The organism is Bradyrhizobium barranii subsp. apii (assembly GCF_011516635.5).
Taxonomy (GTDB): Bacteria; Pseudomonadota; Alphaproteobacteria; order Rhizobiales; family Xanthobacteraceae; genus Bradyrhizobium; species Bradyrhizobium barranii.
Window position 1 is genome coordinate 4,772,048 of sequence record NZ_CP096255.1, and the last position, 13,573, is coordinate 4,785,620.

Sequence of the window (13,573 nt, forward strand, 5' to 3'; positions counted from 1 at the left end):
GTCGGGTGACAGCATGGTTGGCTACGATTGATCGGCTATTCTCGCGGAGAATCGAGTGACCGTGATTCGCACGGGATGTAACGCGTAGGGTCTTTTTTGGTACGGAATTTGCTCTATTTGAACTTCATACGGCATGCGTGCCGGAATGGAGCGATCGAGCGGAGCGGGATCGAACCGCGGACGGAGACATGAATGAGTAAGGTCGGCACGAGCGACTCCAAGAACACACTGTATTGCTCGTTCTGCGGCAAGAGCCAGCACGAAGTCCGCAAACTGATCGCGGGTCCCACGGTCTTCATCTGCGACGAGTGCGTTGAGCTCTGCATGGACATCATCCGCGAGGAGAACAAATCCTCGCTCGTGAAGTCGCGCGACGGCATTCCGACGCCGAAGGAAATCTGCAAGGTCCTGGACGATTACGTCATCGGCCAGAGCCATGCGAAGAAGGTCCTGTCGGTCGCGGTGCACAATCACTACAAGCGCCTCAACCACCAGACCAAGCACAACGACGTCGAGCTCGCGAAGTCGAACATCCTGCTGATCGGTCCGACCGGTTCGGGCAAGACGCTGCTCGCGCAGACGCTCGCCCGCATCCTGGACGTGCCGTTCACGATGGCCGATGCCACGACGCTGACCGAAGCCGGCTATGTCGGCGAGGACGTCGAGAACATCATCCTGAAGCTGCTCCAGGCCGCCGACTACAATGTCGAGCGCGCCCAGCGCGGCATCGTCTACATCGACGAAATCGACAAGATCAGCCGCAAGTCCGACAATCCCTCGATCACGCGCGACGTGTCGGGTGAGGGCGTGCAGCAGGCGCTGCTGAAGATCATGGAAGGCACGGTGGCTTCGGTCCCGCCGCAGGGCGGCCGCAAGCATCCGCAGCAGGAGTTCCTGCAGGTGGATACCACCAACATCCTGTTCATCTGCGGCGGTGCGTTCGCCGGCCTCGAGAAGATCATCTCGGCGCGCGGGCGGTCGACCTCGATCGGCTTCGCCGCCCAGGTGCTCGCGCCGGAGGATCGCCGTACCGGCGAGATCTTCCGCCACGTCGAGCCTGAGGACCTCCTGAAGTACGGTCTCATCCCCGAATTCGTCGGCCGTCTGCCGGTCGTGGCGACGCTCGAGGATCTGGACGAGACTTCGCTGAAGAAGATCCTCACCGAGCCGAAGAACGCGCTGGTGAAACAGTACCAGCGGCTGTTCGAGATGGAGAACATCGAGCTGACCTTCGCCGACGAGGCGCTTGGCGCGGTCGCCCGCAAGGCGATCGAGCGCAAGACCGGCGCGCGTGGTCTGCGTTCGATCCTCGAGGCGATCCTGCTCGAGACCATGTTCGACCTGCCGGGCCTGGAAGGTGTGGAAGAAGTCGTGATTTCGCGCGAAGTCGTGGAAGGTACGGCCCGTCCGCTCTACATCTACGCCGATCGGTCCGATCGCGCCGTCGAGAACGCCAGCGCCTGATTTGCGGCGCTGGGACGCTCCAATCGTCTTTGATAGTAGCGGCTGCGGAATGGTTCTCCGCAGCCGATGTTGCGTCGCTTATACGCGTGCGTAAGCGCCTGATGGCGCGCGTCTTTCAATGACTTGACACCCCCCCGGTCGATAGCCACCTAATGTCGACGGCGAGCGAAAATTCTCTTCAAGATTCGCCTCAGTTCCGATCCGGCAAGCCCGGTCCAACCTTAGAATGGTAGGCCGGTTTTGTGGATCACCTCGGCACCTTGTGGCGGTTGCGCATGAGCATGGCGGGCTGCGTGCAAGGGGGCAAAGCAAAAGGAAAAGGCCATGACTAATCCAAAACCCCGGCCAACCATCGTCCATGGCGAAACGCACGCCTATCCCGTGCTGCCGCTGCGCGACATCGTCGTCTTCCCGCACATGATCGTTCCGCTCTTCGTCGGTCGCGAGAAGTCGATCCGCGCGCTCGAAGAGGTGATGAAGAACGACGCGCTGATCATGCTCGCGACGCAGAAAAACGCGTCCGACGATGATCCGGCGCCCGACGCCATTTACGAGACCGGTACGCTCGCCAGCGTGCTTCAACTCTTGAAGCTTCCCGACGGCACCGTGAAGGTGCTGGTCGAAGGGCTCGAGCGTGCGCGCGTGCAGAAATACACCGATCGCAGCGAGTACTACGAAGCGACCGCGATTGCGCTCGCCGACACCGATGCGAAGTCGGTCGAGGCGGAGGCACTGTCGCGCTCGGTCGTGTCCGACTTCGAGAGCTATGTGAAGCTCAACAAGAAGATCTCGGCCGAGGTCGTCGGGGTCGTGCAGGCGATCACCGATTTCGCCAAGCTCGCCGACACCGTTGCCTCGCATCTCGCCGTCAAGATTGCGGATCGCCAGCAAATCCTGGAGACGCTGTCGGTCACCACGCGCCTCGAGAAGGTGCTGGGCCTGATGGAGAGCGAGATCTCGGTGCTGCAGGTCGAGAAGCGCATCCGCTCGCGCGTCAAGCGCCAGATGGAGAAGACCCAGCGCGAGTATTATCTCAACGAGCAGATGAAGGCGATCCAGAAGGAGCTCGGCGACGACGACGGTCGCGACGAGCTCGCCGATCTCGAAGAGAAGATCTCCAAGACCAAGCTCTCCAAGGAAGCTCGCGAGAAGGCGCAGCATGAATTGAAGAAGCTGCGCCAGATGTCGCCGATGTCCGCGGAAGCGACCGTCGTGCGCAACTATCTGGATTGGCTGCTGTCGATCCCGTGGAACAAGAAGTCCAAGGTGAAGAAGGATCTGGAATCGGCGCAGGCGGTTCTGGATGCCGATCACTACGGGCTGGAGAAGGTCAAGGACCGTATCGTCGAGTATCTCGCGGTGCAGTCGCGCGCCAACAAGCTGACGGGCCCGATCCTGTGCCTCGTCGGACCGCCCGGCGTCGGCAAGACCTCGCTCGGCAAGTCGATCGCGAAGGCGACCGGACGTGAGTTCGTGCGCGTCTCGCTCGGCGGCGTGCGCGACGAGGCCGAGATCCGCGGTCACCGCCGCACCTATATCGGTTCGATGCCCGGCAAGATCATCCAGTCGATGCGGAAGGCGAAGTCGTCCAATCCGCTGTTCCTGCTCGACGAGATCGACAAGATGGGCGCCGATTTCCGCGGCGATCCGTCTTCGGCGCTGCTCGAGGTCCTGGACCCCGAGCAGAACGGGACCTTCAACGACCACTACCTCGAGGTCGACTACGATCTGTCCAACGTGATGTTCATCACGACCGCGAATACGCTCAATATTCCGGGACCGCTGATGGACCGCATGGAGATCATCCGGATCGCGGGCTACACCGAGAACGAGAAGGTCGAGATCGCGCGCAAGCATCTGATCCCGAACGCGGTGTCCAAGCACGGCCTGGACTCCAAGGAGTTCTCGATCGACGACGACGCGCTGCTGCTGTTGATCCGCCGTTACACCCGCGAAGCGGGCGTGCGTAATCTGGAGCGTGAGCTCTCCACACTCGCCCGCAAGGCGGTGAAGGAGCTGATGATCTCCAAGAAGAAGTCGGTCAAGGTCACCGAGAAGACTCTGGAAGAGCTTCTGGGCGTGCCGAAGTACCGCTACGGCGAGATCGAGAGCGAGCCGCAGGTTGGCATCGTCACGGGCCTTGCATGGACCGATGTCGGCGGTGAGCTCTTGACCATCGAAGGTGTCATGATGCCCGGCAAGGGCAAGATGACGGTCACGGGCAATCTGCGCGACGTGATGAAGGAATCGATCTCGGCGGCGGCGTCCTACGTGCGCTCGCGTGCGATCGTCTACGGCATCGAGCCGCCGCTGTTCGACCGGCGCGACATCCACGTGCACGTGCCGGAAGGCGCGACGCCGAAGGACGGTCCGTCGGCGGGCGTGGCAATGGCCACCGCGATCATCTCGGTCATGACCGGCATTCCGGTCCGCCACGATGTCGCGATGACCGGCGAGATCACGCTGCGCGGCCGTGTGCTGCCGATCGGCGGCCTGAAGGAGAAGCTGCTGGCCGCTGCCCGCGGCGGCATCAAGATGGTGCTGATCCCCGAGGACAACGCCAAGGATCTCACGGAGATTTCCGATGCGATCAAGGGCGGCATGGAGATCATCCCGGTGTCGCGACTGGACGACGTCGTCGCCAAGGCGCTGGTGAAGAAGCCGGTGCCGATCGTCTGGGAAGAGGACACCAAGGTGACGGTGAAGCCGGACGGGGACGAGGCCGCCGGCGGATTGACCGCTCACTAAGGTTCAGCGAAAGATGATAAAACGGCGCCTTCGGGCGCCGTTTTTGTTTTGGGGCAGGGGATCAGGGCGATGCAGATCGACGGGCAGTGCCATTGCGGGCAGATCACCTTTGAGGCCGAGATCGACCCCGAGACGGTGTCGGTCTGCCATTGCCGCGACTGCCAGACCCTGACGGGATCGCCGTTCCGGGTGACCGCGATCTGCACCAAGGCCGACGTGCGCGTGACCAGCGGCACGCCAAAAGTCTACGGCAAGCGCGGCGACAACGGCCGGATGCGTTTCCAGCACTTCTGCGCCGACTGCGGTTCCCCGCTGTTCACCAGCGGCGAGGGTGATCAGGCCGACGATTGGGGCATCCGCTGGGGCTCAATCCGCCAGCGCGATAAATTGCGGCCCGTCAGGCAGATCTGGTGCCAGTCGGCGGCGGTGTGGATCGACGCGGTGCCGCTGCTGGGGAGGCCGGGGGATTAGGCTGGCTTGCCAAGCCGAAGCTCGCCGCAAAAAGCCCGCCTTCGCTCGTTGGGATTCGGCGTGGCAGCCTGCGTCGCTGCGCGAGCGCAGGCTGGTGGGCGGTCACGGATTCGAACCGCGGACCCTCTCGGTGTAAACGAGATGCTCTAACCAGCTGAGCTAACCGCCCCAAGGCGCCTCTTTAGCCCTCCCGCGGGTGTTCGAGCAAGGCCCGAACGCATCGCAAACAGGGCTCGAGCAAGACCGCCTTTGTGATGATTGTCACAGGCGTCCGCCCGCGAGTCGGCCCGGGCGTGTTTGCGCGAAGCGCGACGCATGAGCCGCCGCGGCTCGATCATTCCAATTTAGTAGTTCCGGCTGACGGCGCGCCGATTTGGCCGCTGGCGGTTGTCCTGCCTCGTTGCGCCTGGCATCGGACGCCCAAGAGTCGCCCTCCAAGGGTCCAAAATTGCCCTTTTTCGGTCATCTTTTTGATCGCCATCCGAACCACCGTTACGGCTCCCTGTGGCAGCGTGGAGTATCGCCGTGATGAGTGATCTTCGCATCAAGCTGGAAAGGTACGAGTCGAAAGCCGCCCACTGCATGAAAGCGGCTCAAGAAGCTCCTGATGAGGCCGGTCGGGCCTTCTACGAGGAGCTTGCCAACTATTACGACGAGCTGGCAGCCGACTTTCGCCGCGTCCTCGCCAAGCGAACCGGAGTTTCGCTCGCGGCCGAATGATCCGGCGTAGCGCAGGTCGGCAGTTGAAGACCTCGGCGGTCCGTCAACCTCTGACGCCGTGTCGTGCGGCGTGAACGCAAGAACGTCTCGCTGACAGGTGGACCGAACAGGCCGCCTCAGTTGACGGCGTCCTTGCTTTTCGGCATCGGGGTCTTTCGACCAAGCTGCCGGAGGGGATCCATGGAACAGCCAAGCGGACACGCAGAGAATGCCGACCAGATCGCCTATTGGAACGGTCCGAGCGGGCAGCGCTGGGCCGATCGGCACGCTGCCCAGGAAAGCTTGCTTGGACCCATCGCCGACGTGCTGATTGATCGCGCCAGGCCGAAGCCGGGCGAGCGCGTGCTCGATGTCGGCTGCGGCTCCGGTGCGACGACGTTCGCGTTCGCGAAGGCTGTCGCGCCCGATGGCTTCGCGCTCGGCCTCGACGTCTCCGACCCGATGCTGGCGCAGGCGCGCGCGTTTGCGCCAAAAGGCCTGCCGCTCGATTTCGTGCTGGCGGATGCGACGGTCCATCCGTTCGAGCCGGCGAGCTTTGACCTGTTGGCGTCGCGCTTCGGCGTGATGTTCTTCGCCGATCCCATTGCGTCCTTCACCAACCTCCGCCGCGCGCTGAAGCCGACCGGACGGCTCGCCTTCGCCTGCTGGCGCGAGCCGAAGGAAAATCCGTGGATGATGGCGCCGCTGATGGCGGTCTACAAACATGTCCCGAAGATGCCGCCGGTCGGGCCGGAAGAACCGGGCCCGTTCGCCTTCGCCTCGGAGGAGCGCGTGACGCGCATCCTCAAGGGCGCGGGATTCGTGGACGTGGCGATGGAGCCGCACAATCTCGCGATGGATGTCGCCATCGGCGGCGGGCTCGATGCCGCTGTCGAGGGCTCGCTCCAGATCGGCCCCGCCAGCCGCGCGCTGCAGGGCCATCCGCCGGAGACCTATGCGGCCGCAAAAGCCTCGATCCGCGAGATGCTGGCGCCGTTCATGAAGGGACAAAGCGTAGCGCTGCAGGGCGCGATCTGGATCGTGACGGCGAAGGCGGCGTAAGGCGCCGCTCTCTCCACACCGTCATTGCGAGCGCAGCGAAGCAATCCAGACTACCTCCGCGGAGACAGTCTGGATTGCTTCGTCGCTTCGTTCCTCGCAATGACGGCGGGGACGGGCCTGTGAGTCCTAAACCACATCATCCGGCGCCAGCGCGCAGCCGTTGTCGGGATGCGTCTCGATCTGGAGCGTGGTGTGGCCGATGCGGAACGACGACCTCAGCATCTGCGCCGTCTCCATCAGGAATGCATCGCCGGCGCCGGTGGGCATGACGAGATGGCAGGTCAGCGCCGTCTCGGTGGTCGAGATCGGCCAGACGTGGAGGTCGTGGATTCCCGAGACGCCGGGCCGCTCCAGCAGAAAAACCTTGATTGCGGCGATGTCGGTGCCCTTCGGCGCGGCCGCCATCGACATGTCGATGGAGCCGCGCAGCAGGCTGGTGGTGCTCCAGAGGATGGTGGCGCAGATGACGAGGCTGGTGACGGGATCGAGCCAGAGCCAGCCGGTCCAGATGATCAGCGCCGCCGAGACCACGACGCCGAGCGAGACCGCGGCGTCGGCCGCCATGTGCAGATAGGCGCCTTCGATGTTGATGTCGTCCTTGCGTCCGCGCGCGAACAGCATGGCGGTAAAACCGTTGATGAGGATGCCGATACCGGCGACCACCATCACCGTGACGCCCGCGACCGGCTCCGGCTCGCGCAGCCGCAAAATCGCTTCCCAGCCGATTGCGCCGGTCGCGACCAGCAGGAACACCGCGTTCGCCAGCGCCGCCAGGATGGTGGAGGCGCGAAAGCCATAGGTGAAGCGGCCGCTCGGCGCGCGCCTTGCCGCGATCGACGCGCACCAGGCCACGACCAGGCCGAGCACGTCGCTGAGGTTATGGCCGGCATCGGCGAGGAGGGCGGTGGAGTTGCCGATATAGCCGTAGATCGCCTCGGCCACGACCAGCGCGGTGTTGAGCGAAATGCCGATCGCGAACGCCGTGCCGAAATCGGCGGGCGCATGGACATGCGCGTGGCCAGGACCGTGGTTATGCCCGTGGCCGGCATGATCATGGTGGTGATGACCGTGATGGTCGTGGCTGCCCAAATCTAGCGCTCCCCGGACGCCGCCAAATCAGGCGCCATTGTAGGCGTTTCGGTTGCCGCGTCACGCCGGAACAGCGCATAGAGCGCCGGCAGCACCAGCAGCGTCAGCACGGTCGAGGAGATGATGCCGCCGATCACCACGGTCGCCAGCGGACGCTGCACCTCGGCGCCGGCGCCGGTGGCGAGCGCCATCGGCACGAAGCCGAGGGAGGCGACCAGGGCGGTCATGAGCACCGGGCGCAGCCGCGTCAGCGCACCCTCACGCACCGCGTCGGCCACGGGGCGCCCCTCGCTACGCAGCCGCTCGATGAAGGCGATGATGACGAGGCCGTTGAGAACAGCCACGCCCGACAATGCGATGAAGCCGACACCGGCGCTGATCGACAGCGGGATGTCGCGCAGCAGAAGCGCGGCGACGCCGCCCGTCAACGCCAGCGGCACGCCGGAGAACACCAGCGCCGCATCCGCCGCCGATCCCATGCCCATGAACAACAGCAGGAACACCAGCAGGAGCGCCACCGGCACGACGATCGTCAGCCGCTTGGTGGCGGAGACCAGCTGCTCGAACTGTCCGCCCCAGCCGATCCAGTAGCCGGGCGGCAGCTTGACCTTCTCGGCCACCGCCTCTTGGGCCTCGGCGACGAAGGAGCGCAGGTCGCGCCCGCGAACGTTGGCCATCACCACCACGCGGCGCTTGCCGTTCTCGCGGCTGATCTGGTTGGGGCCGGGCGCGATCTCGATCGTCGCAACCGAGGACAGGGGCACGTAGCGGAGCGTCGAGCCCGATGCACCCGGCCAGGCGGTCTTGGTGACGGCGGGGACATCGTCCCCCGGCGGCAGCGGGATCGGCAGCGATTTGATCGTATCGGGGTTGGCCCGCAGGTTTTCCGGCAGCCGCACCACGATGTCGAAGCGGCGATCGCCCTCGAACAGCTTTCCGACCGGCTTGCCGCCGATCGCGATCTCGACCAGATTCTGCACCTCGCTGAGACTGAGTCCGTAACGCGACAACGCTTGGCGGTCGAGCTTGACGGTGAGGATCGGCAGGCCTGCGACCTGCTCGGTCTTCACGTCCGCGGCACCCTCGATGCCGCGGACCACGCCGTTGACCTGCTGGGCGATGCCGGCCAGCACGTCGAGATCGTCGCCGAAGATCTTGACGCCGACATCGCTGCGGATACCGGCGATCAGCTCGTTGAAGCGCATCTGGATCGGTTGGGTCATCGCATAGGCCGTGCCGGGCAGGGTGTTGGCGGTGCGCTCGATGTCCTCGATCACCTCGTTCTTCGGTTTGGCGGGATCGGGCCATTCCTCACGCGGCTTCAGCGTCACGAAGGTGTCGGCGACATTCGGCGGCATCGGATCGTTGGCGATTTCGGCGGTGCCCATCTTGGAGAAGACCGTCGCCACCTCTGGAACCTGCTTGACCGCCTTCTCCAGCCGAATCTGCATGTCGGCGCTCTGGGTCAGGCTGGTGCCGGGAATTCGGATGGTCTCGATGGTAATGTCGCCTTCGTCCAGGCTCGGGATGAACTCGCCGCCCATGCGCGTCGCGGCGAAGATGCTGCCGGCGACGATCAGGACGGCACCGAACGCGACGCTGCCGCGGTAGCGGATGGCACGCTCGAGCAGCGGCAAATAGAACCGTTTTGCCGCCCGCATGAAGATGTTTTCCTTCTCCGAGACCTTGCCGGTGACGAAGATCGCCACCGCAGCCGGGACGAACGTGACCGACAGCAGCGCCGCGCCCGCGAGCGCCATCAGCACGGTCAGCGCCATCGGCGTGAACATCTTGCCCTCGGTGCCCGTCAGGGTGAGGACCGGGAGATAGACGACCGCGATGATCAGCGTGCCGAACAGGCTCGGCTTGATGACCTCGCGCGCGCCCGCGTGAATCGTCTCCAGCCGCTCCTCCAGCGACAGCAGCCGTCCGCGCCGGCTCTGCTCGACGGCGAGCAGCCGCAAACAGTTTTCGACGATGATGACTGCGCCGTCGACGATGATGCCGAAATCGATCGCGCCCAGGCTCATCAAATTGGCGCTGACCTTGCTTTCGACCATGCCTGATATCGTAAACAGCATCGAGAGGGGAATGACGCAGGTGGTGATCAGGGCGGCGCGGATGTTGCCGAGGATCAGGAACAGCACTGCAATCACCAGCGCCGCGCCCTCGACGAGGTTCTTCTCGACGGTCTCGATGGTGGCTTCCACCAGATGCGTGCGGTCGTAAACCGCGTGCGCGATCACGCCCTCAGGCAGCGATTTTGCGATCTCGTCGAGTCGAGCCGCCACGCGCTGGGCCACGGTGCGGCTGTTCTCGCCGATCAGCAGCATGGTGGTGCCGAGCACGGTCTCCTTGCCGTTGGCTGACGCCGCGCCCATGCGGAGCTCGTGCCCTTCCTGCACGTCGGCGACGTCACGGATACGTACCGGCACCCCGCCACGCGAGCCGATCACGATGTCCTTGATGTCGTCGATATTGGCGACCTGGCCGGGCGCTCGGACGAGATATTGCTCGCCGTTGCGCTCGATATAGCCGGCGCCGACATTGGCGTTGTTGGCGGTCAGCGCCGTCATGATGTCGCGGAAACCGAGCTTGTAGGCCATCAGACGGGCGGGGATCGGCAGCACGTGGAATTGCCGCTCGTAGCCGCCGATCGAGTTGACCTCGATCACGCCGGGGATGGTGCGCAATTGCGGCTTGATGATCCAGTCCTGGATGGTACGCAATTCCGTCGGTGTGAATTCGAGGCCGGTCGGAGATTTCGCGCCCGGCTTGGCTTCCACCGAGTAGACGTAGATCTCGCCGAGACCGGTCGAGATCGGCCCCATCGCAACTTCGACGCCGGCCGGCAACTGGTCGCGTGCCTGCTGGATGCGCTCGTTGACGAGCTGGCGTGCGAAATAGATATCGGTGCCGTCCTGGAACACGACGGTGACCTGGCTGAGACCGTAGCGCGAGATCGACCGGGTATATTCGAGCTTGGGCAGGCCACCCATCGCGGTCTCGATCGGAAAGGTGATCCGCTGCTCGGATCCGAGCGGCGATAGGCCGGGCGCACGGGTGTTGATCTGGACCTGGACGTTCGTGACATCAGGCACGGCATCGATCGGCAGACGCGTGAAGTTCCAGGCGCCGAAGGCGCCGACCGCGAGTGTGATGAGGATGACCATCCAGCGCTGGCGGATGGCGAGGGCGAGGAGGGCGTCAATCATGGTCGGCCTCTCCCTTGCCCATCTCCGCCTTCACCACGAAGCTGTTCTCGGCGACGTAGCGTTCGCCGGCCGAGAGGCCTGCACGGATCTCCACGAACTTCGCATCGGAATCGCCTGTTTCCACGGGGCGGGCCTCGATCTTGTCGTCGTCTTCGCGGACGAACACGACCGTCTTATTCTCCAGCATCTGGATCGCCCCTGTGCGTACCGCCACGGCGACGTGACGTTTTGCGAGCACAAGCCGCGCCGTGACGAACAGGCCGGGACGCAAGCGCCCGTCCGGATTTGGCAGCACCACGCGGGCGAGCGCGGTCTGGGTCTCGCTACTGCCGATCGGCGCCATGTAGGAGATCGTGCCCTTGATCTCGCCGCGGCCGTCGTCGGGATCGATCAGCACCTCGTCATTGAGACGGACGCGCCGGAGGTCCTGCCGGTAGATCGACAGGTCGACCCAGATCGTCGAGAGGTCTGCGACCACGAAGGCCGGCTTCTGCTCGGAGACGTATTCGCCGAGCGAGATCTGCCGCTCGATGATGGTGCCGGCGATCGGCGCCTTGAGCTCGTAGGCGGTGAGGCTCTGGTTGCTCTCGATCGCGGCGAGCAGATCGTCCTTGCCGACCCTGTCGCCGATGCGCTTCTGGATCGATTTGGCGACCCCCGGAAAGCGCGGTGTCACCTGCACAACGGCTTCCTGGTTGGCGCGCAAGATGCCGTTGAAGGACAGCGTATCGGTCAGCGTCGCACTCCCGGCCTCCGCCAGCGTGACACCGGCAGCTGCCAGCTTGACGTCGGAGATGCGGATGCGGTCGGCGCCGTGTTCGTCCTGCTCGACATGGTCGTTCGGCTTCTCCGGCTTCTTGTCCGCGGCATGCTCGGTGTGCGTGACCCCAGCAGGGGCGAGCAGGGAATAGCCGTAGGCGCCGAGTGCTGCGGCAACGATGGCAACGACGATGGTGGAGGATGTCTTCATCGCGCGCTCTCCCGGGCCAGCGCAAAAGGATTGCCGACGAGGCCTTCGATGGTCGCAACGCCGGCATGGAAGTTCTGCAGCGCCTCCTGCTCGCGCAGCCGCGCTTGGGTGACGCTCGCCTGGGCGTCGAGCACTTCGAGCAGCGAGAAGCGGCCCTGGCCGTAGCCCTGCGCGATCGCTTCGGAGGCTTCCGTGGCTTTCGGAATCGCGGTCTCGCGCAGCACCGCGAGCTCGCGCAGCGAGCCCTGGAGCGAGTCGTAGGCGCGGCCGGCGACAACGATCAGCGTGTTGCGGTTGGCCTCGCGCTCGGCCCTGGTCTTGGTGAGGCTTTCCTGCGCCGAGAGGATGTTGCCCTGGTTCTGGTCGAACACGGGGATCGGCACCGAGACGGTGAGGCGCACCGCGTCGTCATTGGTCTCGTTGAAATGGCGCCATCCCGCCGCGATCCGCACGTCGGGATAGGGCCTTAAGCGCGCCATCAACAGCTCGGCGTTGCGCTGGGCATACACCGCCGTCCAGCGCACCAGCTGCGGATTGGCATCGATGGCGGCCACGACCGACTGGAACGTCGGCGTCTTTCCCGTGGTATCGAGCCGGCCGGAGACCTCGCCGAACTTTGCCGCGGGATCCCCCATCAGCACCGCAAGCTCGCGCCGGGCGCTCGCCAGCGTTGCCTTGAAGCGTTCGCGGTCGGCCTTCACCAGGGCGGACGCGACCTCGGCGCGGCCGGTCTCGGCCGGCGAGGAGGCGCCGGCCTCGACGCGGCGGCGCAGCAGCGGCGTCAGCCGGTCGATCGCGGCGATCTGCTCGTCGAGGATCTGGATGCGCCGCTGCGCGCCGAGCACGCTGAGGAAGGCGATCGCAGTCTCCGACAACACCTCCAGCCTGACGGCCTTGCGCTGGATCGCGGCCACCTCGATGCCGGCGGCGCCCGCGGCGATCCGCGCATCACGCTTGCCGAACAGCTCGAAGGCCTGGCTGATCTGGAGCGTGGTCTCGGCCGATCTCGTGCCGCGATAGATGCCGGAGCCGAACGAATTGTCCTGTTCATAGGACAGTTCCGGATTGAGCAGTGCGCCGGCCTGGATGCGCTGCCCCGTGGCGATGCCGACGTCGCGCTCCGCCGCGGTGAGCCGCGGGCTCGCGGCCAGCGCGCGCGACAGCGCGCTCCGCATCGTAAGCGTCTGGGCGTGCGTGTGCTGCGTCAGCCAGGGGCTGACGAAAATCGCTATCGCGCACGCCAAGCGCGCGGCAGTCCGTCTGCAAGGCATGAAGGTGACCTGTGAACAATAGCATCGTAGGCGCACGGGCGCCCGGCTGATCAGTTCAGGTCAGATGTTTGGGGGGCGGAGAGTCGGTGTCAGGCACGACGCCTGCAAGCACAGTCAGGTGAGGCGGATTTGACGCGGCCACCAACTCCGACATTGCGTCAGGCAGCAGCAGTTGCGCGAAGACCACCGAGAAACAGCCATGACAGTGATGGGCTGCCAGCGTCTTGCTATCCGTATCTCCGGAATCGGGTTCCGGCGACGCAGCGATTTCCAGCTGGCCGAACGGATTGGTCACGTCCAGGCATTGGCACGTATGCAACACGCCCGACAGCAGATAGCTGATTGCGAGACACGCAGCCAACAGCCCGCGCCAGTTGCGCAGGCGAAACAATCTGATCGGGCGGCGGATCGCAGTCACGAAGTCACTCTGGTTACGTCCGGGTTCGTAGCATGGCGACCGGAACAGTGTCGACCCGCAATAATGTTACGTGTGCGGAACTGAACGTCGCACCCGCATGTATCCATGCGATTGCAAGCAGCGACGTCCGTTCATCGCCATCGTTGCGGTCCCATGGTAAGATAGA

Annotated in this window: 10 protein-coding genes and 1 tRNA gene; 5 read left to right on the forward strand and 6 right to left on the reverse strand. The window is 64.7% G+C overall.

Annotation, left to right across the window (positions count from 1 at the left end; genetic code table 11):
- Nucleotides 1-192 precede the first annotated feature (192 nt).
- From clpX to HAP41_RS22660, 3 genes are all read left to right on the forward strand, one after another.
- Nucleotides 193-1,464: an ATP-dependent Clp protease ATP-binding subunit ClpX gene (gene clpX / locus HAP41_RS22650; protein WP_014494834.1), complete on the forward strand. Its 1,272-nt coding sequence runs from the start codon at nucleotides 193-195 to the stop codon at nucleotides 1,462-1,464.
- Nucleotides 1,465-1,788: 324 nt separating this feature from the next.
- Nucleotides 1,789-4,212: an endopeptidase La gene (gene lon, locus HAP41_RS22655; RefSeq protein WP_063982959.1), complete on the forward strand. Its 2,424-nt coding sequence runs from the start codon at nucleotides 1,789-1,791 to the stop codon at nucleotides 4,210-4,212.
- A 69-nt stretch (nucleotides 4,213-4,281) separates the two neighbouring features.
- Nucleotides 4,282-4,683 (forward strand): GFA family protein, encoded by a 402-nt coding sequence (locus HAP41_RS22660; RefSeq protein ID WP_166097008.1) that lies wholly within the window; start codon nucleotides 4,282-4,284, stop codon nucleotides 4,681-4,683.
- 92 nt (nucleotides 4,684-4,775) lie between these two features.
- Here the strand turns inward: HAP41_RS22660 and HAP41_RS22665 are convergent.
- A tRNA-Val gene (locus HAP41_RS22665) sits at nucleotides 4,776-4,852 on the reverse strand.
- A 359-nt stretch (nucleotides 4,853-5,211) separates the two neighbouring features.
- Here HAP41_RS22665 and HAP41_RS22670 point away from each other — a divergent pair.
- Both HAP41_RS22670 and HAP41_RS22675 read left to right on the forward strand, forming a co-directional pair.
- A complete protein-coding gene (locus HAP41_RS22670; protein WP_014494837.1) occupies nucleotides 5,212-5,403 on the forward strand; it encodes a hypothetical protein in 192 nt (63 codons plus the stop codon).
- A 180-nt stretch (nucleotides 5,404-5,583) separates the two neighbouring features.
- Entirely contained in the window at nucleotides 5,584-6,444 is an 861-nt protein-coding gene (locus tag HAP41_RS22675; protein WP_166097007.1) for a class I SAM-dependent methyltransferase, read from the forward strand.
- A 126-nt stretch (nucleotides 6,445-6,570) separates the two neighbouring features.
- Here the strand turns inward: HAP41_RS22675 and HAP41_RS22680 are convergent, their stop codons facing one another.
- From HAP41_RS22680 to HAP41_RS22700, 5 genes are read right to left on the reverse strand one after another with little or no spacing between them, the layout of a single operon-like run.
- Entirely contained in the window at nucleotides 6,571-7,533 is a 963-nt protein-coding gene (locus tag HAP41_RS22680) for a cation diffusion facilitator family transporter (protein WP_166097006.1), read from the reverse strand.
- 2 nt (nucleotides 7,534-7,535) lie between these two features.
- The gene (locus tag HAP41_RS22685; RefSeq protein WP_166097005.1) at nucleotides 7,536-10,748 is read right to left on the reverse strand and encodes an efflux RND transporter permease subunit; all 3,213 of its coding nucleotides are present in this window, start codon (nucleotides 10,746-10,748) and stop codon (nucleotides 7,536-7,538) included.
- On the reverse strand, nucleotides 10,741-11,718 hold the full coding sequence (gene ihpB / locus HAP41_RS22690; RefSeq protein WP_166097004.1) for a divalent metal ion exporter adaptor subunit IhpB: 978 nt from the start codon (nucleotides 11,716-11,718) through the stop codon (nucleotides 10,741-10,743). Before ihpB ends, HAP41_RS22685 begins: the two co-directional genes overlap by 8 nt.
- Nucleotides 11,715-12,989 (reverse strand): divalent metal ion exporter subunit IhpA, encoded by a 1,275-nt coding sequence (gene ihpA / locus HAP41_RS22695; protein WP_166097003.1) that lies wholly within the window; start codon nucleotides 12,987-12,989, stop codon nucleotides 11,715-11,717. Before ihpA ends, ihpB begins: the two co-directional genes overlap by 4 nt.
- Before the next feature lie 55 nt (nucleotides 12,990-13,044).
- On the reverse strand, nucleotides 13,045-13,407 hold the full coding sequence (locus HAP41_RS22700; protein WP_166097002.1) for a hypothetical protein: 363 nt from the start codon (nucleotides 13,405-13,407) through the stop codon (nucleotides 13,045-13,047).
- Between the last annotated feature and the right edge of the window lie 166 nt (nucleotides 13,408-13,573).

Bases quoted from the DNA above. Each gene is read 5' to 3' on its own strand.
- clpX (WP_014494834.1), top strand. From the start codon at position 193: ATGAGTAAGGTCGGCACGAGCGACTCCAAGAACACACTGTATTGCTCG.
- lon (WP_063982959.1), top strand. From the start codon at position 1,789: ATGACTAATCCAAAACCCCGGCCAACCATCGTCCATGGCGAAACGCAC.
- HAP41_RS22660 (WP_166097008.1), top strand. From the start codon at position 4,282: ATGCAGATCGACGGGCAGTGCCATTGCGGGCAGATCACCTTTGAGGCC.
- HAP41_RS22670 (WP_014494837.1), top strand. From the start codon at position 5,212: ATGAGTGATCTTCGCATCAAGCTGGAAAGGTACGAGTCGAAAGCCGCC.
- HAP41_RS22675 (WP_166097007.1), top strand. From the start codon at position 5,584: ATGGAACAGCCAAGCGGACACGCAGAGAATGCCGACCAGATCGCCTAT.
- HAP41_RS22685 (WP_166097005.1), bottom strand. From the start codon at position 10,748: ATGATTGACGCCCTCCTCGCCCTCGCCATCCGCCAGCGCTGGATGGTC.
- ihpB (WP_166097004.1), bottom strand. From the start codon at position 11,718: ATGAAGACATCCTCCACCATCGTCGTTGCCATCGTTGCCGCAGCACTC.
- ihpA (WP_166097003.1), bottom strand. From the start codon at position 12,989: ATGCCTTGCAGACGGACTGCCGCGCGCTTGGCGTGCGCGATAGCGATT.